Source organism: Hymenobacter aquaticus (assembly GCF_004765605.1).
Classification (GTDB): Bacteria; Bacteroidota; Bacteroidia; order Cytophagales; family Hymenobacteraceae; genus Hymenobacter; species Hymenobacter aquaticus.
Genome location: NZ_SRLC01000001.1, coordinates 2527393 through 2546784, shown reverse-complemented (window position 1 = coordinate 2546784; position 19392 = coordinate 2527393). Strand labels below are relative to the sequence as shown.

At 60.5% G+C, this 19392-nt stretch carries 18 protein-coding genes; 15 read left to right on the top strand and 3 right to left on the bottom strand.

The window, feature by feature from the left end:
• The first annotated feature begins 11 nt into the window (after positions 1 to 11).
• A complete protein-coding gene (locus E5K00_RS10595) occupies positions 12 to 1076 on the top strand; it encodes a glycosyltransferase family 4 protein (protein ID WP_135463190.1) in 1065 nt (354 codons plus the stop codon).
• Here the strand turns inward: E5K00_RS10595 and E5K00_RS10590 are convergent.
• The gene (locus tag E5K00_RS10590; protein ID WP_135463189.1) at positions 998 to 2359 is read right to left on the bottom strand and encodes a hypothetical protein; all 1362 of its coding nucleotides are present in this window, start codon (positions 2357 to 2359) and stop codon (positions 998 to 1000) included. The genes E5K00_RS10595 and E5K00_RS10590 overlap by 79 nt on opposite strands.
• Positions 2360 to 2381: 22 nt before the next feature.
• Complete coding sequence (locus tag E5K00_RS10585; protein WP_135463188.1) at positions 2382 to 3629, bottom strand: tol-pal system protein YbgF; 1248 nt, start codon at positions 3627 to 3629, stop codon at positions 2382 to 2384.
• Positions 3630 to 3922: 293 nt separating this feature from the next.
• Between E5K00_RS10585 and E5K00_RS10580 the strand changes: the two genes are divergently transcribed.
• The 5 genes from E5K00_RS10580 (at position 3923) to obgE (ending at position 9711) form a co-directional block, all read left to right on the top strand.
• Positions 3923 to 4654 (top strand): M20/M25/M40 family metallo-hydrolase, encoded by a 732-nt coding sequence (locus E5K00_RS10580; protein WP_317128878.1) that lies wholly within the window; start codon positions 3923 to 3925, stop codon positions 4652 to 4654.
• A 206-nt stretch (positions 4655 to 4860) separates the two neighbouring features.
• Positions 4861 to 7101 carry a sodium-translocating pyrophosphatase gene (locus tag E5K00_RS10575; protein ID WP_135463186.1) on the top strand — a complete coding sequence of 747 codons (2241 nt, stop codon included), beginning with the start codon at positions 4861 to 4863 and terminating at the stop codon, positions 7099 to 7101.
• 112 nt (positions 7102 to 7213) lie between these two features.
• Positions 7214 to 7753, top strand: coding sequence for a hypoxanthine phosphoribosyltransferase (hpt, locus tag E5K00_RS10570; RefSeq protein ID WP_135463185.1), 540 nt, complete (start codon positions 7214 to 7216; stop codon positions 7751 to 7753).
• Positions 7754 to 7865: 112 nt separating this feature from the next.
• Entirely contained in the window at positions 7866 to 8492 is a 627-nt protein-coding gene (locus E5K00_RS10565) for an adenylate kinase (RefSeq protein WP_135463184.1), read from the top strand.
• Positions 8493 to 8712: 220 nt separating this feature from the next.
• Complete coding sequence (obgE, locus tag E5K00_RS10560; protein WP_135463183.1) at positions 8713 to 9711, top strand: GTPase ObgE; 999 nt, start codon at positions 8713 to 8715, stop codon at positions 9709 to 9711.
• A gap of 10 nt (positions 9712 to 9721) precedes the next feature.
• Here the strand turns inward: obgE and E5K00_RS10555 are convergent, their stop codons facing one another.
• Entirely contained in the window at positions 9722 to 10339 is a 618-nt protein-coding gene (locus tag E5K00_RS10555; protein ID WP_135463182.1) for a GIY-YIG nuclease family protein, read from the bottom strand.
• A gap of 181 nt (positions 10340 to 10520) precedes the next feature.
• Here E5K00_RS10555 and E5K00_RS10550 point away from each other — a divergent pair, with 181 nt between their 5' ends.
• The 9 genes from E5K00_RS10550 (at position 10521) to E5K00_RS10510 (ending at position 19321) form a co-directional block, all read left to right on the top strand.
• Positions 10521 to 11105, top strand: a complete 585-nt coding sequence (locus E5K00_RS10550) for a nucleotide exchange factor GrpE (RefSeq protein WP_135463181.1) — start codon at positions 10521 to 10523, stop codon at positions 11103 to 11105.
• Positions 11106 to 11231: 126 nt separating this feature from the next.
• On the top strand, positions 11232 to 12368 hold the full coding sequence (gene dnaJ, locus E5K00_RS10545) for a molecular chaperone DnaJ (RefSeq protein ID WP_135463180.1): 1137 nt from the start codon (positions 11232 to 11234) through the stop codon (positions 12366 to 12368).
• A gap of 245 nt (positions 12369 to 12613) precedes the next feature.
• Positions 12614 to 13378 carry a type I methionyl aminopeptidase gene (gene map, locus E5K00_RS10540; protein ID WP_135463179.1) on the top strand — a complete coding sequence of 255 codons (765 nt, stop codon included), beginning with the start codon at positions 12614 to 12616 and terminating at the stop codon, positions 13376 to 13378.
• A gap of 434 nt (positions 13379 to 13812) precedes the next feature.
• Positions 13813 to 14316 carry an RNA polymerase sigma factor gene (locus E5K00_RS10535; RefSeq protein WP_135463178.1) on the top strand — a complete coding sequence of 168 codons (504 nt, stop codon included), beginning with the start codon at positions 13813 to 13815 and terminating at the stop codon, positions 14314 to 14316.
• Positions 14316 to 14930 carry a hypothetical protein gene (locus tag E5K00_RS10530; RefSeq protein WP_135463177.1) on the top strand — a complete coding sequence of 205 codons (615 nt, stop codon included), beginning with the start codon at positions 14316 to 14318 and terminating at the stop codon, positions 14928 to 14930. The genes E5K00_RS10535 and E5K00_RS10530 overlap by 1 nt, the downstream gene beginning before the upstream one ends.
• A 125-nt stretch (positions 14931 to 15055) precedes the next feature.
• Positions 15056 to 16006 carry an ABC transporter ATP-binding protein gene (locus E5K00_RS10525; RefSeq protein ID WP_135463176.1) on the top strand — a complete coding sequence of 317 codons (951 nt, stop codon included), beginning with the start codon at positions 15056 to 15058 and terminating at the stop codon, positions 16004 to 16006.
• A gap of 177 nt (positions 16007 to 16183) precedes the next feature.
• The gene (locus E5K00_RS10520; RefSeq protein ID WP_135463175.1) at positions 16184 to 17563 is read left to right on the top strand and encodes an ABC transporter permease; all 1380 of its coding nucleotides are present in this window, start codon (positions 16184 to 16186) and stop codon (positions 17561 to 17563) included.
• 217 nt (positions 17564 to 17780) lie between these two features.
• Positions 17781 to 18659 carry a ChaN family lipoprotein gene (locus E5K00_RS10515; protein WP_135463174.1) on the top strand — a complete coding sequence of 293 codons (879 nt, stop codon included), beginning with the start codon at positions 17781 to 17783 and terminating at the stop codon, positions 18657 to 18659.
• A 26-nt stretch (positions 18660 to 18685) separates the two neighbouring features.
• Positions 18686 to 19321 (top strand): hypothetical protein, encoded by a 636-nt coding sequence (locus tag E5K00_RS10510; protein WP_135463173.1) that lies wholly within the window; start codon positions 18686 to 18688, stop codon positions 19319 to 19321.
• The last annotated feature ends 71 nt before the right edge of the window (positions 19322 to 19392 follow it).

Below are 19392 nucleotides of genomic sequence, written 5' to 3'. Positions count from 1 at the left end.
CTTCTCTGTTTATGCATATTTTGTTTTTGGTGCCGTATCCTCCCGGCAAAGCTCCTTCTCAGCGGTTCCGGTTCGAGCAGTACCTGCATTTCCTGGCCGGCGCGGGCCACACCTACCAGTTGGAGCCGTTTATTTCGGAAGACACCTGGAGTATTCTCTACAAGCCGGGCCACACGCTGAGCAAGGCCCTGGGCATCATCGGCGGGTTTCTGCGGCGCTTTCTGCTGCTGTTTTCCGTGCCGAAGGCCGATTTCGTTTTCATTCACCGCGAAGCTTCGCCCATCGGGCCGCCCATCTTCGAGTGGATTATTGCCAAACTCTTCGGCAAGCGGATCGTGTACGACTTCGACGACGCCATCTGGATTCCGAATACGTCGGCGGCCAACAGCATCGTGGCCGGAGTGAAGTGGCACCACAAGGTGGGCAGCATCTGCCGCTGGGCCTACAAAATCAGCTGTGGCAACACGTATCTGCGGGATTACGCCCGGCAGTTCAATCCCAACGCCATTGTTAACCCCACCACGATTGACACCGTGAACCTGCACAACCAGGTGAAGGATCAGCGCACCGAGCAGCTGGTTATCGGCTGGACGGGCACGCACTCCACCATGAAGTACCTGGAGCAGGTGGTGCCGGTGCTGGCCGAGCTGGAGCAGCACTACGCCTTCGAGTTCCGGGTAATATCTAACCAGGAGCCCCAACTGCCGCTCAAGTCCTTATCCTTCCGCCCCTGGCGCAAAGACACCGAAATAGCCGATTTGCTGACCTTCAACATTGGCCTGATGCCGCTGGAAGACGACCCGTGGGCCAAGGGCAAGTGCGCGTTTAAAGCCCTGCAATACATGGCGTTGGGCGTGCCGGCTATGGTGTCGCCGGTGGGCATGAACAGTGAAGTGGTAACCGACGGGGTGAACGGCTACATCTGCGCTTCCTACCAGGATTGGTACCAGGGACTGGAAAAGCTGCTCCAGGACCACGACCTGCGCACCCGCTTTGGTCAGGCGGCCCGGGCTACCATCGAGGCCCGCTTCTCGGTCGAGGCAAACCGGCCCAATTTCTTGGCGCTGTTTGCCTGAAACTGCATGATGTAGAGCGCCGCCAGGTAAAACGGCATCAGCGGAATCTTGTAGCGGACCAGCGTGCCGAAGTTGCCGCTGTTGGTGCCCACCCCGATGGCAAACACGATGGCGAACAGAAAGCAGAACGTGACGAGAGGCGTGCTGGCAATCTGCCGGAAGCTCTTGAGTACGCCCGTTCGATAAAACATCATCACCGTCAGGTAGATGAACATCGTGGCTTCCAAAGCCGAGAGCAGCATCACGGGGTTGCGCGCCTCGAACAGGAACGGCCGGAATAAAGCCACCACAATAGCCTGCGGCGCAACCGTCACGATACTGCCCAGGCTGCCGTCGATGGCCCCGATGTTGTAGGCCGAGCCCTGGTCCTTGGTCAGGCCGTAGAGGTATTCCTGGTTGATCTTGGTCCGCTCCCCGATTTTATCCACGGCAAAACGGTCGTCGTCGGCCGTCAGGTTGGTAGCGCCCAGGTAGCCCGCCCCCACGCCGAGCAGCAGGAAGAACGGCTTGAGAATGGCGCGCAGGGCGGCGCTTTTGATGCGGCGGTTGTTCTCAATAAATATCCAGAGCAGGGCCGGCGGCATGAAGGAGAGCAGGATGTAGACCTTCACCGTCATGATGACGTAGGCGCCCAGCAAGCCCACCGTCGCCGAGAACAGCATGTTTCGCTTGAGCACGGCCGCGTGGTAGAAGCCGTAGAACACCCAGCCCAGCGCCCCGATGCAGATGGAGTCTTTCATCACGCCCGAGCCCCAGAAAAACACGGACGGCAGAAAGAACGTGGCAATGGCTAGGCGCTTGTAGAGCAGCGGATACGCCCGCACGAACGTCAGGTACATGGCCCACATGCCGCTGAAGCTCAGGCCGGCGAAAAACAGGGCAATAACCGAGTAGGTATTGAAGCTCAGCAGGGCGGCAATGGCGGCTAGTCGCACCACAAAAAACTCGGTGGTCGAGGTATACCAAGGCATCTGGCTGGTGTAGCGCGAAGTCAGCGCATCGAACTCCCCGTGGGAAAAAATCATCCGGATGGCGGCCGTCGGCGACTCCCCGAAGGCGTTGTAGATGATGGTCGAGTGCTTGGTGTAGTTGAACGTGTCGCCGCCGCCGTAGTAGAACTGGTAGATCACGCCCAGGGCAATGGCCCCCACGAACTTCAAGGTCAGGGCCGGAATGAAATACCGGCGCGTAAAGGCATTCGTAACCTTGCCCCGCACGCCGTAGGCAATGCCGTAGAAGATGGCCAGGTAAAAAGGCGTCAGCAGCAGGTCTTGTAGTTCCATTCGACGAAGGAGTACAACCCCCTTATTTCTTGTTCTTCTTCACGTAGGCCTTGGCCTCCTTGTACTCCGCCGATTTGTGCTCGGCCTTGTCGGCTACTACGGCGTAATAGCGCAGGGCCGCCTGGGTATCCTTTTCCTTATCGGCAATCTGGGCCAGCTTCTGGTTGGCATACAGATAGAAGCCGCCGCTGGTGTCGCCAGTGCTTTCCGCGAATACGATGCTGCGCTGGTAATAGTCTTTGGCCTTGGCCCGGTCCTTATACTTGTTCTGCATCAGCCAGCCCAGGAAATAGGTGGCGTAGCGCCCACTGATGCCCTCGTAGCCCGGCAGTCCGCGGTTGAGCTTGTCCAGAATTTCGCGGCTCACCCGCTCACACTCCGGAAAGTTGCCCTCGTTGAAGCAGAGCAGGGCGTAGAAGCGCTGGAAGTAGGCGTTGTCGGGGTAATTGGAAGCAAGGTAGCGCGCCACCGGCATCGAGGCGGCCGTGTTGTTTTCCTCGTTGTTGAGGATGCGCATTAGGAAAGTCTTGGCTTCCAGACCGGTGTAAAAGCCATTGTCGGCCACGCTCTTGAGCTGCTGCAAGCCCAGGGCGCGGTTGCCCTTCGGGAAAAACAGCAGCACGGGCCGCAGCAAAGGGTAATTTTCCGAAATCCAGACGGCGTAGTAGTTGAACAGGGCCTGGCCGAACAGGAACTCCGGGCTCAGGCCGTTGGCTTCCTTGCTTTTTTCCAGGTAGTCGAGGGCGCGCTTGCTGCTCACGGTGGCCTTGCGCCAGTTTTTGCGCTCGGCGTTCAGGCGGGCATCAAAGCCGTAGGCGGCCGACAGGAAAAAGCAGGCTTCGTAGTTCTTGTTATCCGCCTCGTACAGCCGCTCACTGTAGGTAATGGCCGTGTCCATGTAGGCGAAAAACGGCTTGTCGTAAATCTTGGTCTGAACGTTGGTCGGCACGATTTTCCACCAGGCGCTTAGGCCCAGCAGAAAGTACGGCATCGGGTGCTGGGGGTAGCGGCGGCGCAGGGAGCGGAACTGCTTTTCGGCCTTGTCGTACTTGAAGTTGTAGAGGTTCTGCACCGCACCCTCCAGCTCCGTCTGAATATCCTTGTCCAGCAGCAGCCAGCCCTTGGTATCGACGGCTCCGGGCGCAATGTCCACGTTCTCCAGCTCGATTTTGCGGATGGGAGCGGGCGTACGGGTTGTATCGGGCTGCTGGGCCCGCGCCGCCAGGGGCAGCAGCAGGAGCAACAGGATAAAACGGAGTTTTTGGATCATGGGAGCGGATGGTGGCGGGCGAGCGGGCGGCTTTCGCTAACCCAAAGCCTCGCAACAGAGAAGCTAAAGTATGACTTTTATCCTAGATTTGGACGAATAAACGCGCTGCAATGGACCTTCTACGTACCTTGTGCCAAATAGCTGCTCCGGCTGGCAATGAGGCCCCACTCACTAAATTCCTCCTAAACTACATTGCTCAGCAGCAAAGTACGTGGCGCGTCCAACCGGAAGTGTTATCCGGGGAAGGATTTCAGGATTGCATTATTCTGGTATTTGGTAAGCCTCGGACGGCGGTGTTCGCGCATATCGACAGTATCGGGTTTACGGTTCGCTACGGGCAAGAGCTGGTGCGTATCGGGGGCCCCCGCGCCGAAACCGGCTACCGCCTGGTGGGCCACGACGCGCAGGGGGATATTGCCTGTACTCTTACCGTCGATACCCAAACGGGCGAGTTGGGCTATGAGTTCACCCGCGAAATAGAACGGGGCACGGAGCTAACCTTCGCCTGCGACTTTCGCGAAACCGAAACCACCGTGCAGTCGTGCTACCTCGACAACCGCCTTGGCGTCTGGAATGCGCTGCGCCTGGCCGAAACCCTGGAGGACGGCATTCTGGTCTTCAGCTGCTGGGAAGAGCACGGCGGCGGCTCGGTAGCGTACCTGGCCAAGTACATCTACGAAACCTACGGGGTGCGTCAGGCCCTGATTTCCGACATTACCTGGGTAACGGAAGGCGTGCACCCCGGGCAGGGCGTGGTCATCTCCCTGCGCGACTCCCTGATTCCGCGCCGCGCCTACGTGGACCGTATCCGCCGCATTGCCCGCGAGGCCGGTATTCCGCACCAGCTGGAAGTGGAAGGCAGCGGCGGCTCCGACGCCAAGGAGCTGCAGCACGGGGCCCAGCCCTGGGACTGGTGCTTCATCGGCGCCCCCGAAGACCACGTGCATTCGCCTGACGAGCTGGTAGATAAGCGGGATATTGCCAGCATGTTGGCCCTCTATCAGGTGCTGATGCAACAACTGTAAGCAGGGCAGGAGCGCCAGTCGTCACCATCGGCAGCTACCTGCTCTACTGGTACACCGAGCGGGTGTCCGTTAATTACTTCCGCAAAGTATAGGGGCGCCGGGATATAAGGGAGCGTACGGAGTTGGATTTGCTTGTAAAACCTCTATTTTACAAGCACAAAGCTTTTCCAACTACCACCACCTTCCTAAAATCCCATCACGCTTCTATGATGAATATTCTCTACGTAGCGCCTGCGCTGGGCGTGCTGGCCCTTGTTTACACGTGGGTTCGTTCGGGTTGGGTGAGCCGGCAAGACGCCGGCGACGAGCGGATGCGCACCATTGCCGGCTACATTGCCGACGGCGCCATTGCCTTTCTGCGCGCCGAGTACAAGGTGCTGGCCTTGTTTGCCCTCATTGCCTGCGCCTTTCTGGGCTACCTGGGCACAACGGGCGAAAAATCCAGCCCCGTTATCGTCATTGCCTTCCTGATTGGGGCCGTCTTCTCGGCCCTGGCCGGCTTTATCGGGATGAAAATTGCCACTAAAGCCAACGTGCGCACCGCCCAGGCGGCCCGCACCAGTCTGGCTAAGGCCCTGAACGTGTCGTTTTCGGGCGGCTCGGTGATGGGCATGGGCGTGGCCGGCCTGGCCGTGCTGGGGCTGGGCTCGTTGTTTATCGTGTTCTACCAACTGTTCGTGGTGAGCAAGGGCGGCGGCGCTAACGGCATTGAGATGGAAACCGCCCTGGAGGTGCTCACCGGCTTCTCGCTCGGGGCCGAAAGCATTGCCCTGTTTGCCCGCGTGGGCGGCGGCATCTACACCAAAGCCGCCGACGTCGGGGCCGACCTGGTGGGCAAAGTGGAAGCCGGTATTCCCGAGGACGACCCCCGCAACCCCGCCACCATTGCCGACAACGTGGGCGACAACGTGGGCGACGTGGCCGGCATGGGCGCCGACCTGTTCGGCTCCTACGTGGCCACCATTCTGGCCACGATGGTCCTGGGCCGCGAAGTAGTAGCCGCCGGCGACCAGTTCAACGGCCTGTCCCCGATTCTGCTGCCGATGGTCATTGCCGGCATGGGCATCGTGGCCTCCCTGGTGGGCATTCTGCTGGTGCGCGTGAAGGAAGGCGGCAACGTGCAGGCCGCCCTCAACTTCGGCAACTACGCCTCGGTTATCGTGTCGGGCATTGCTTCCTTCTTTATCATCCGCTGGATGCTGCCCCCCGGCGAGCTGGTCATTGGCCGGGCCGGCTCGGTGCCGTTCACCTCGCTGGACGTGTTCTACGCCGTCGTGGTGGGCCTGATTGTCGGCACGCTGATGAGCATTATCACGGAGTACTACACGGCTATGGGCAAGCGCCCGGTGAACAGCATCGTGCAGCAAAGCAGCACGGGCCACGCCACCACCGTTATCGGCGGCCTGGCCGTGGGCATGGAGTCCACGGTGCTGCCCATCATCGTGCTGGCGGCCGGTATCGTGCTGTCGTTTGAGTTTGCCGGCCTCTACGGCGTGGCCATTGCCGCCGCCGGCATGATGGCCACCACCGCCATGCAGCTGGCCATCGACGCCTTCGGGCCCATTGCCGACAACGCCGGCGGTATTGCCGAAATGAGCGAGCTGCCCAAGGAAGTGCGCGAGCGGACCGACATTCTCGACGCCGTGGGCAACACCACCGCCGCTACCGGCAAGGGCTTCGCCATTGCCTCCGCCGCCCTTACTTCATTGGCTTTGTTTGCCGCCTTTATGGGTACGGCCAATATTTCCAGCATCGACATCAGCAACGCCCGGGTGCTGGCCGGCCTGTTCGTGGGCGCCATGATTCCCTTTATCTTCTCGGCCCTGGCTATTTCGGCCGTGGGCCGCGCCGCTATGGCAATGGTGCAGGAAGTGCGGCGGCAGTTCCGCGAGATTCCCGGCATTATGGAAGGCACCGGCCGGCCCGAGTACGAGAAGTGCGTGGCCATTTCCACCCAGGCCGCCATCCGGGAGATGATGCTGCCCGGGGCCATTGCCCTGATTGTGCCCATCATCATCGGCTTTGCCTTCGGCCCCGAAGTGCTGGGCGGCACGCTGGCCGGCGTCACGGTGTCGGGGGTGCTGATGGCCATGTTCCAGAGCAACGCCGGCGGCGCCTGGGACAACGCCAAGAAGTCGTTCGAGAAGGGCGTGCTGGTGAATGGCAAGATGGAGTTTAAGGGCTCCGATGCCCACAAAGCCTCCGTGACCGGCGACACCGTCGGTGACCCGTTCAAGGATACTTCCGGGCCGTCGATGAACATCCTGATCAAGCTCATGTCCATCGTGTCATTGGTGATTGCGCCCCACATTGCCGCCCCCGAGCGGGCCGTGGCTCCGCGCCCCGTCGAGCGGCCCGCCCTGAGCCTGGAGCCCAAGGTGCGCTACGCCGAGCTGGCCCCCGAGGCGACCAAAGTTCTGTTCGTGCTGCTGCGCGAAACCCGCTAGGGCCCCAGCCCGCCGCCTTACCCCACAGATAAGCTGCCTTTCCTCACCGGAGGGGCAGCTTTTTTGTACTACCTTTGACCCGCATTTTGCCCTGAGGACCAACCCCACCCGGATGCCATTGTCCACTATCTCGCTGCACGACAAGCAGTTTGCTCCTTACCTGACCGCCAGCCAAATCACGGCGGCCGTGCGTGAGGTAGCCGCCTCCATCAACCGCGACTACGCTGGCAAACAGCCCCTTTTCGTAGCAGTGCTCAATGGCTCGTTCATGTTCGTAGCCGATCTGCTGAAGGAAATTCAGCTGCCCTGCGAAATAGCCTTTATCCGCGTCGCCTCCTACGAGGGCACTGCCAGCACCGGCACCGTGCGCGAAATCATGGGCCTGCAGGAAGACGTGGCCGGCCGCGACCTGATTATCCTGGAGGACATCGTGGACACGGGCCACACCATGAAGTCGTTGCTGGAGCTGTTGCAGGCTAAAAAGCCGGCTTCCCTGGAAGTGGCCACGCTGTTTCTCAAGCCCGAGTGCCTGCAGCACGAGCTGGGGCTGCGCTACGTGGGCCTGAGCATCCCGAACGATTTCATTGTGGGCTACGGCCTTGATTATGATGGCTTAGGCCGCAACTACCCCGACGTATACACTGCCGTCTAACCCCATGGGCACACCCAAAACAAGTTGGCGGCCGTAAGGAGCCTTTTGTTTCCGATTTGTTATCTTTCCCAACTCCCTCCGCTTTTCCTCTCCCCGCGAAATACCCCGCTTTATGCTCAATATCGTACTCTTCGGCCCTCCCGGCGCCGGCAAAGGAACGCAAAGCCAGAAGCTGATTGCCCGTTACAACCTCGTGCATCTCTCCACTGGCGACCTGCTTCGCTCCCAGATTACGCAAGGAACCGAACTTGGTCTGCGGGCGAAGAAGCTCATGGACGAAGGTCTGCTCGTACCCGACGAAGTGGTTATCGGCATGATTGAAAGCCAGCTGGCCAGCAACACCACGGCCGCCGGCTTTATCTTCGACGGCTTCCCGCGCACCGTGCCCCAGGCCCAGAGCCTCGACGCCCTCACCCAGCGCTACGACACCGGCGTGAGCTGCATGATTGCCCTGGAAGTAGCCGAGGAAGAGCTGGTAAAGCGCCTGCTGGAGCGCGGCAAAACCAGTGGCCGCCCCGACGACCAGGACGAAACCAAAATCCGGAAGCGCGTGACGGTATACAACACCGAAACTGCCCAGGTAGCCGGCTACTACGCCGAGCAAAGCAAATTTCACGGCCTCAACGGCATCGGTGCCATCGACGATATCTTCGGTCAGATCTGCGAAATCGTGGATCAGCACCTGCCGGCTACTTCCGTTGCCGACAGCCAGACGGCGGCAGACGAAGTAAAAGCGTAACTTTGCGGCTGCTACCCCATAGGTAGCGGCAGAATATTTCTGTCATCCTGAGCGAAGCGAAGGACCTTATCACGCTGGAACGAATCGTTCGGCTGTCGTAAGGTCCTTCGCTTTGCTCAGGATGACAGCCTTTTTTTAGACAGCTCACTTTAAGAAGCAGGAGTTTCGAATTGCCTTCAATTCCTGATTTCTACTTCTTACTTCTTAATTCCCTCCCGCCGTGGCTTCCAATAACTTCATCGACTACGTCAAAATCAACTGCCGCTCCGGAAAAGGCGGGGCCGGCTCGGGCCACTTCTTCCGCGCCAAAGGTCTGCCCAACGGCGGCCCCGACGGCGGCGACGGTGGCCGCGGCGGCCACATCATCCTGGAAGGCAACTCCCAGCTCTGGACCCTGCTGCACCTGCAGTACCAGAAGCACCTGATTGCCAAGGCCGGCGAAAATGGCGGCGAAAATCTGCGCACCGGCGCCCAGGGCGACGACATCATCATCCAGGTGCCGCTCGGCACCATTGCCCGCGACGCGGAAACCGGCGAGAAAAAGCTCGAAATCACCGAGCACGGCCAGCGCCTGATTCTGACGCCCGGCGGCCGGGGAGGCCTGGGCAACGACCACTTCAAATCGTCGACCAACCAGGCCCCGACCTACTTCCAGCCCGGCGAGCCCGGCGTTGACGAGTACGTGATTCTGGAGCTTAAGCTGCTGGCCGACGTAGGCCTGGTGGGCTTTCCCAACGCGGGCAAAAGCACGCTGCTCTCGGTGGTGTCGGCGGCCAAACCCAAGATTGCCGACTACGCCTTTACCACGCTGGTGCCCAACCTGGGCGTGGTGGCCTACCGCGACTACAAGTCGTTCGTGATGGCCGACATTCCGGGTATCATTGAGGGCGCAGCCGAAGGGCGGGGGCTGGGTACGCGCTTCTTGCGCCACATCGAGCGCAACTCCATTCTGCTGTTTATGATTTCGGTGGACAGCAACGACATTGCCGCCGAATATCAGGTGCTGCTCAGCGAGCTGGAGCAGTTCAACCCCGAGCTGCTGACCAAAAAGCGCCTACTGGCCATCACCAAGGCCGATTTGATTGACGACGAGCTGGAAGCTGAAATCCGCGAGACGCTGCCGACCGACCTGCCGACCATCTTCATTTCCAGCCTGGCCAACAAGAACATCATGCAGCTCAAGGACATGATCTGGCAGGCCCTGCACGCCAAGGAGTAAGGCGAGGCAGTTACTCTGATTGGCCGTACGTCTCCGCATAAATGTCGCTCAAAGAGCGTCCATCGAATATCCAGTACGGGCAGGGTGCTACGCTATAGTCAATTCCCAACGCTTGGCGGGTGGCCGCGGTGAGTGACATTTCTTCGCCATTGAAGTCTACCTTTCTGGAGGCCGTCACCTTTGCAGAAGCAAGATTGGCCGAACAAGTGAGAATGGCGCCGATTGGAATCTGCATTTCCTCGAAATTCAAGTTGGGACGCTTTCTTTTCAATTGCGCGCCAGCATCTATCTCAGACTGATCCAGCGTACTAGGTTGACTTTCTATTTCAGGGGTAGCGTCCTGAACGTGGAGAAGCTTGAGGATGGCTATGGCCTGATTGGCGTCGATACTGAAAAACTCTCTTTTAGGATTGACTCGATAAGGGGCGAAGGCTGTGTGTAGTGCTTTTTCAACCTCTTCCGAGTTGGGGACTTTACAGACGAACTCTAGCGTAAAAGGCACCGGTACTCCCGTTGTATAGAGCTGATCAATGCGGGTTTTAGCATTGTCGTGGTTGGTGCGTCCGATTTTTATCAATCCAGGCATCGCAGGATTAGACAACACATAGACAACGCTGAGGGGAATCATGAGGGAATGGCTGGGAATCATATACTACTACTTCGATGTTGGGCTTCTCGTGTGCAAAATAGCTCGGGTAGCCCAAATGCCACAATGACAGCCCAACCCGCTTTGGCAAACTCCTTGTGCCCTCAGCGTAGCCCAACGGCAACATCCCGTGAAAAACCCTTTCCGACGAATATTTACGAAAATGGCTGAAGATACCACCCTGCCCCAGGACGACAATCTGTCCGTTGAACCTGACCACACGGCTGGCGAATTGCCCGAAGACCCCAACGCGCCCGATCTGGGTGAGGTAGAACCTGCCGACGGCGGCGCGCCCAAAGCCGGTGCGACCAAAACCGACGCCGAACTGGCCGAGCTCAAAGACAAGTACCTGCGCCTGGCCGCCGAGTTTGATAACTACAAGCGCCGCACCGCCAAGGAGCGGACCGACCTGTTCAAAACCGCTAACCAGGAGCTGATGGTAGCGCTGCTGCCCGTGCTCGACGATTTTGACCGGGCCCGCCACCATACCAAAGACACGGAGGACGCTTCGGCCGTGCGCGAAAGCATCGACATTATTTCGGGCAAGCTCCAGAAAACCCTGCAGCAGAAAGGCCTGACCCCGATGGAAACCAAGGGCGGTGCCTTCGACGCTGACCTGCACGAGGCCATTACCCAGATTCCGGCTCCCTCCGAGGACCTGAAAGGCAAGGTGGTGGACGAAGTGGAAAAAGGCTACTACCTAGGCGACAAAGTAATCCGGCACGCCAAAGTGGTGCTGGGAGCCTAATACAGAGCATTTGTCATGTCGAACGAAGTGAGACATCTCGCATGCAATGGTAACTTGGTTACCGTGGCAACGGCAGCACGCGAGATGTCTCACTTCGTTCGACATGACGATTAGCAATACACAGCAATGGCAACGAAGCGAGATTATTACGAGGTGTTGGACGTCGCCAAGACCGCCTCGGCTGAGGAGATAAAGAAGGCGTACCGCAAGGTGGCCATCAAGTTTCACCCCGATAAAAACCCCGACGACCCCACGGCCGAAGACAAGTTCAAGGAAGCCGCGGAGGCCTACGAAGTCTTGTCCGACAACGACAAGCGCGCCCGTTACGACCGGTTCGGTCACCAGGGCATGGGCGGCGGCGGCGGCGCCCAGAACATGGAGGACATCTTCTCCCAGTTCGGCGACATCTTCGGCGGCGGTGGCTTCGAGAGCTTCTTCGGGGGCGGGCAGGGCCGGGGCGGCCGGCGCGTCAAGAAAGGCTCCAACTTGCGCATCAAGCTCAAGCTGGACCTGGAAGAAGTTGCCAACGGCGTCGAGAAGAAGATCAAGGTGAAGCGCTACGTGGCCTGCCAGCCCTGCTCGGGCACTGGCGCCAAAAACGGCACCGACCTGAAGGACTGCGGCACCTGCCACGGCCAGGGCCAGGTGAAGCGCGTGGTAAACACGATGCTGGGCCAGATGGTCAGCTCCTCGACCTGCCCCACCTGCAACGGCGAAGGCAAGATCGTGAGCAGCAAGTGCGACGTGTGCCACGGCGAAGGCCGGCAGCTGCACGAGGAGGTTATTCCGATCAACATCCCGGCCGGTGTGGCTGAGGGCATGCAGCTGAGCATGAACGGCAAAGGCAACTACCCCGAGCGGGGCGGCGTGCCCGGCGACCTGCTCATTCAGATCGAAGAGGAGCCGCACGAGCTGCTGAAGCGCGACGGCAACAACATCATGTTCGAGCAGTACATTTCCTTCGTGGATGCCGCCCTGGGCGCTAGCATCGAGGTGCCGACCATCGAGGGGAAGGTAAAAATCAAGGTGGACCCGGGCACCCAGCCCGGCAAAATCCTGCGTTTGCGCGGCAAGGGCATCAAGGACCTGAACGGCTACGGCCGCGGCGACCAGCTGATTCACCTCAGCGTCTGGACGCCGAAGAACGTAAGCAGCGAGGAGCGTGAATTGCTTGAAAAGCTGCGCAACGCCCAGAATTTCACGCCCAACCCCGGCAAAAACGAGAAGGGCTTCTTCGAGAAAGTGAAGGAGTATTTCCAGTAAAAGCCGTTGTTGAGCACAGAAGCTGAGCTGGAATAAAAAGCCAGCCACACACGCACCGCACGGGCTGCCAATGGCGCAGTTCGTGCGGTGGCGTTTTCACCCAGGCCGGGGCGGTATTTTCTTGCCGGCCGCAGGGGAGTGGCCGGCGCGGGGGGCTACGCGCCTTTCGAACTATATCTTTGCCAGGTTGTTTGGCCAGCGTATTGCCCGCTGCGGGCCGTGTTTCTACCTCCAACCTCCTTGCCATGTCCATCACCTCCCAGGCCGACCTGACCGGCCTCCAGCAGATCAGCGCGGCCGTTGCTACCACGCTCCAGCAGATGCGCCAGTACGCCCAGCCCGGCATGAACACCCTGGAGCTGGACGAATACGGCGGCCGGCTGCTGGCCGCGCTGGGCGCCCGCTCGGCCCCGCGCCTCACCTACGGCTTCCCCGGCTGGACCTGCATCAGCGTCAATCAGGAGGTGGCCCACGGCATTCCGGCCGCGCACAAAGTGTTGCGGGAAGGCGACCTGATCAACATCGACGTGTCGGCGGAGAAGGACGGCTACTGGGCCGATAACGGCGGCTCATTCGTGCTCGGCGCCGACGTGCACCAGCACCAGCCCCTGGTCGATGCCTCCCGCCAGATTCTGCGCACGGCCATCAGCCGCATCCGGGGCGGGGTGCGCATCGCCGATATTGGCGGGCTGATTGAGGCCGAAGCCCGCAAAGCCGGCTTCCGGGTTATCAAGAACCTCGTCGGCCACGGCGTAGGCCGCAGCCTGCACGAGGAGCCCAGCGAAATTCCCAACTACTACGACCGCCACAACCTGAAGCGCTTCAAGAAAGACTCGGTGGTGGCCGTGGAAACCTTTATTTCTACCCGCGCCAGCTTCGCCCACCAGCTCGGCGACGGCTGGACGCTGAGCACCAAGGACGGCAGCTTCGTGGCCCAGCACGAGCACACGCTGGTCGTCACCGACGGAGAGCCCCTGATTCTGACCGCCGCCAACGGCATCTGGGACTAAAAGCGGCAGGGGAGCAGAAAACCGCTTCAGGCCGCGCCGCTTACCGCCGATATTTACCTGAAAAGCCCGTTCTCCAGCAGTGGAAGACGGGCTTTTTTTGGTACGCGTTGCTGCGCACGGTTTGCAGCAGGTGTAGAGACGCATACTTGCGTCTCAATCGTTGCTGACGTTGCCGGGCTAGATCATCGTTCAACGCCGAGACGCAAGTATGCGTCTCTACACCGATATACGGCTTGTAATCTATTTCTGAATTTTAAAAAAATAGATTACAAAATAAATTTGCGGCGTGTAATCTATTCTGTGAAATCAATAAAATAGATTCCCAGAAATAGATTACACGAGCGGAGGGCATCCGAAAAATAATTCGGTGGCCGCTGTAATGCCAGCATTGGCTTGTCGATATATAGGGTGTACTTCGGCTAGAACCTTCTGCTGTGAATCCCGCCTCCGCTAGCTCCGACTTTCTGGCCTTGCTCAATGCCAACCAGGGCATTTTGCACCGGGTGTGCCGGCTCTACTGCTCCGACGCCGACGACCGGCAGGACCTCTACCAGGAAGTCGTGCTCCAGCTCTGGCGGGCCTTTCCCGGCTACCGGCCCACGGCCAAAATCAGCACCTGGCTCTACCGCATTGCCCTGAACGTGGCCATCAGCAACCTGCGGCAGCGCACCCGCCGGCCCGCCCCCGAGCGGCTGGGCGACGTGCCGCCCGAGGTGGCCCCGCCGCCCGAGTCGGGCCCCGATGCCGACGACCTGGCCGACCTCTACCGGGCCATCGGCCGGCTCTCCGACGTGGAAAAAGCCTTTATCCTGCTCTACCTGGAAGAGCGCACCTACGAGGAAATGGCCGATATCCTGGGCATTACCCAGAACAACGTGCGCGTGAAAATGCACCGCGTGCAGGACAAGCTTCGCCACCTTTTAACCCAACCCGTCTGATGGAACTCGACGACCTCCGCCGCCGCTGGCAGCAACCCACGCCCGGCACGCCGCCCGCCCTGCCCGAACCGGCCCTGCACGAGCTGCTCAGCCGGCAGTCGGGCACGCTGGTGGCCCGCATGCGCCGCAACGCCCGCGCCGAGCTGGCCTTCACCGTGCTGATGATGCTGGGGCTGGGGGGCTTCCTGCTCTACGCCGATAAGGCGTTTTACCAGATGTACGCGGTGTTTATGCTGCTGCTGAGCGCGGCTATGCTCTACTACTACTACCACAAGCTGGGGCTGCTCCGGCAGATGGACTCGGTGGAAGGCAACGTGCAGGGCCACTTGCAGCGCCTGACGGCCAACCTGCGCCGGCTACTGTCTTATTACTACCGCCTCACGCTGTTTAGCGGGCCCTGGGCCTTGCTGCTGCTGCTGGGCTTTCAGGTAGGGCAGGAGCTGGCCCGGCCCGAACCTTTCCGCTGGACCCGGATGGGCATCACGGCGGGGGCCTACCTGGTATTGGGAGCCGTGCTGCAGGTGCTGGCCGTGTACGGTACCCGCTGGTACATGCAGCGCCTCTACGGCCAGCACCTCGACCGGCTCGAAGCCGCCCTGCGGGAGCTGGAATAGCGGCTTCTTCAGCAGCCTTTTTCGACCATTCAGCCCCCCGGTTTTGCCGCTTGGGAAAGAAGAATGCCGCTTCTTTATAGAGTTCCAGTAATATTACGTCACACCACGACCAACCTTTCCTTCCAATGCCTCCTATTCTACAAGCCATCGACGTGCACAAGGCGTACGCGGCGCACGTGGCCCTCAACGGGGTGAGCCTCGACATTCCCGAGGGCAGCATCTTCGGGCTGCTCGGCCCCAACGGCGCCGGCAAAACCTCCCTGATCCGCATTATCACCCAGATTACGGCCGCCGACTCGGGCGAAATTCGCTTCCGGGGCGAAAAGCTCAACCCCTCGCACATTGCCCAGATCGGCTATCTGCCCGAGGAGCGGGGCCTCTACAAAAAGATGAAAGTGGGCGAGCAGCTGCTCTACCTGGCCCGCCTCAAGGGCCTGAGCAAGGCCGACGCCACCGCCCGCATCAAGCAGTGGATCGACCGGCTGGATCTGCGGGCCTGGGTCGGCAAAAACGTGGAAGACCTCAGCAAGGGCATGCAGCAGAAGGTGCAGTTTATTGCCACCGTGCTGCACGAGCCCAGCCTGATTATCCTCGACGAGCCGTTTTCGGGCTTCGACCCCATCAACGCCAACCTGATTAAGGACGAAATCCTGGCCCTGCGCGACCGGGGCGCCACCATCATCTTCTCGACCCACCGCATGGAGTCGGTGGAGGAGATGTGCGACAACATTGCCCTAATTAACCGCTCCCGCAAGGTGCTCGACGGGCCGGTGGGCCAGATCAAGGACACGTTCAAAACCCAGACCTACGAGGTGGAAGGCAAGGGCCGCCTGATGGTCATTCACCCCGACTTTGAGGTGCTGGAGCACAAGGAGCGCGAAAACGGCCACTTCTACGACCGGATCCGGCTGCACCACGGCACCACGCCCAACGACTTGCTGCGCTACCTGATCGGCAACGTGGAGGTGCACGCCTTCCGCGAGCAGGTGCCCAGCATCAACGATATCTTTATCCGGCGCGTGCGGGAAACCATGCCCGAAACCCTCACCCAACAGGAGCTGGCCGTCAAAAGCTAAAGCTAGAAGGCTAGTTCCCCTCCTTAGCTAAGGAGGGGCCAGGGGTGGTTGAAACCGCAGAACGACTACTAGTGCTACGTTCTCTAACTCTAGTAACCACCCCTAACCCCTCCTTTCAACAAGCAGGGGAACCAGCATAGCTCCAATCCCAACCACGACCTAAGACATCAAGATACTATGGACAAAATCTGGCTTATCATTCAGCGCGAATACCTGACCCGGGTGCGCAAAAAGAGCTTCCTGGTCATGACCCTGCTGGCGCCTCTGATCATGGCGGGCTTTATCGTCGTCCCGATCATGCTCGCGCAGATTTCGGAAAACAAGAAGGTGGTGGCCGTGGCCGACGCGGGCAACATCTTCGCCGGCGAGCTGCCCAACGACCCCGACAGCGACATTCGCTACGTGCCGGCCGCCAGCACCGACCTGGCCACGGCCAAGGCCGCGTTCCGCAAAAGCAAGCAAGCCGCCCTGCTTTACATCCCGCGCTACGACGTGAACAACCCCACCGGCTTCCGGATTTTCGCGCGCGACAACCTGAGCATGCCCATGCAGATTGCCATGGAGCGCATGCTCAACCGCAAGATCGAAGCGGCCCGGATGCGCCAGGCCGGCCTCGACAAAGACGTGCTCGACAAGATAAAGGCCGACGTGGACCTGCAAACCGTGAACCTGAGCGAGAACGGCGAAAAGGCCAGCAGCACCGGCGTCACGACGGGCGTGGCCTACGCCGCCGCCTTCCTGATTTACATGTTCATCTTCATCTACGGCGTGCAGATCATGCGCGGGGTGATTGAGGAGAAAACCAACCGCATCGTGGAAGTGGTGATTTCCTCGGTGAAGCCGTTTCAGCTGATGATGGGCAAGGTGATGGGCATCGCCGCCGTGGGCCTTACCCAACTGCTGCTCTGGATTGTGCTCAGCACGGCCGTTACCTCGGGCCTAGCCGGCGTGTTCGGGGCCGAAAAAGTAGTGGCTGCCCGCACCGGTCAGCTTTCGGCCCCCGCTACCGTGGATGCCGCCGGGGCCGCCGGCCCGGCGCAGGTAGGCACCGCCGCTACGCCAACCAAGAAGAAGGAAAGCGCCGCCGCCCGGTTTCAGCAGAGCTTTTCGGCCGGCCTGGCCAGCCTGAACCTGCCCCTGATTCTGGGCAGCTTCCTGTTCTATTTCCTGGGCGGCTACCTGTTCTACGGGGCACTGTTCGGGGCCATCGGCTCGGCCGTCGACAACGAAACCGACACCCAGCAGTTTATGCTGCCCATCACCATGCCCCTGATTCTGACCATCATCATTGCCCAGAGCGTGATTATCCGGGACCCGAACGGCACGGTGGCTTTCTGGATGTCGATGATTCCGTTTACCTCGCCCATTGCCATGATGATGCGCATTCCGTTCGGGGCCGTGCCGGGGTGGCAGCTGCTGCTGAGCATGAGCCTGCTCATTGCCGGCTTCGTGTTCACCATCTGGCTGGCGGGCCGCATCTACCGGGTCGGCATTCTGATGTACGGCAAGAAGGTAAACTACCGGGAACTGTCGCGCTGGATGTTTTATAAGGGGTAACTTATTCGTCACGACAAGTAGCGCGCGGGTATCCGCCCGCTGCCCTTCACCAGCAAGCCCTTTCTCGCCATCTGCGCGGAAGGGCTTGCTGCTGCTGCGCGAAGCGCCTCTTCCCGAATCGTTGCCCGATCATCGACCATCGACCAGCGGTGCAGCGGCGCGGACGACGCGCGAAGTGGAGCTTCGCGTTACTTCCCGGGCTGCGTACTTTTGCCGGATGCTGAAAAAACTCCTGCTTCTCCCGCTGCTCATGCTGCTGCTCAGCTTTAGCCCCGCCGCCGACAAGCCCGCCTACCGCCTGTTTACCGGCCGCGGCAAGCCCGCCGGCTACGACAAGATGCTGCAAGAGCTGGCCGCGGCCGACGTCGTGTTTTTCGGGGAGCAGCACAACGACCCCATCGGCCACTGGCTGGAGCTGCAACTGGCCAAAGACCTGTTGCGCCTCCGGCAAGGGCAGCTGGTGCTGGGCCTGGAAATGTTTGAGCGCGACGTGCAACCCCTGGTCGATGCCTACGCCACCGGGGAGCTGGCCGACAAGGAGTTTGCGGAGCAAAGCCGCCCCTGGCCCAACTACGCCACCGACTACCAGCCCCTGCTCCAGTTGGCCCGGGAACAGAAGTTTCGGGTGGTAGCTACCAACGTGCCGCGCCGTTACGCCTCCCAGGTTGCCAAGGGCAGCCTGGCGGTGCTGGACGAACTGCCCGCCGCCGAAAAAGCCTGGCTGGCGCCCCTGCCGCTCACCGTCGACTATGCGCTGCCCGGCTATAAGAACATGGCCCAGATGTTCGGCGGCGACGCGGCCCACGCGGCCGGGGTGCAGAACATCATCCAGGCCCAGGCCCTAAAGGATGCTACGATGGCCCATTTCCTGAACCAGGCCCGGCCCGCCGGCCACCTGCTGCTCCATATCAACGGCAGCTACCACTCCGACAACCACGACGGAATCCTGGCCTACCTGCGCCAGCTGAACCCGGGGCTGCGGGTGCGCACCATTAGCACCGTGTTGCAGGCGCAGCTGGGCCGGCTGGACAAAGAGCACGCGCAGAAAGCCGATTTCGTGCTGGTCGTACCCCAGGACATGACCAAGACGTATTAACAGCTTCGCCTTTCACACTCCAGCCCATGCTTTCAACCCGCAACCCCGCCGCCCTGCCCGATGCCGCCACGCTCCGGCGCCTGTGTAAGGCCCTGGCCGTGCTCGACGCCATCAACTCCCAGGAGTTTGAGTACCGCTACTATTCCTACAACCCGGCCTGGGCCCCGGGGGAAGAGCTGTTCGAAATGACCGATGGGGAAGGGGACCAGATGCTGATTCTGTTTCGGCCGGAAGGCTGCGTTATCAACGGCTTCCTCGACGGGTACGACCAGCCCGACAAGGCCCAGCTCACCCGCGGCCTGCCCGCCGCCTTCGACGAGTTTATGTTCGGCGAGCCGGTCAATTCCATCGGCACCACGTTTTGCCTGTGGTACACGCCCGCCCACGGCTGGCAGACCGGCGTGCTGGGCTCCGAAGAAGACGGCTCCGAGGAGCTGCTCCAGATTCTGGACAACCAGCCGGAAACCTACGCCGAGTGGGCCACCGAATACTTCACCGAAGACACCGACCGGAAGCCCATTACGCCCGAAGCCGTAGCGCCCATCTACAGGGGCGAAACCCTGACCAAAGCCCTGGTGCTGGCCGTGGTAGACGAGCTGCCCGACTGGGTGCAGCTGGCCACCGACCTCCAGGAAATCGGCTATTCCTACAGCTTCAGCTAGGGCATACTCTCGCTGAGTTTAGTGGTTTAATTTCAGCTGTCATCCTGAGCAAAGCGAAGGACCTTACGACA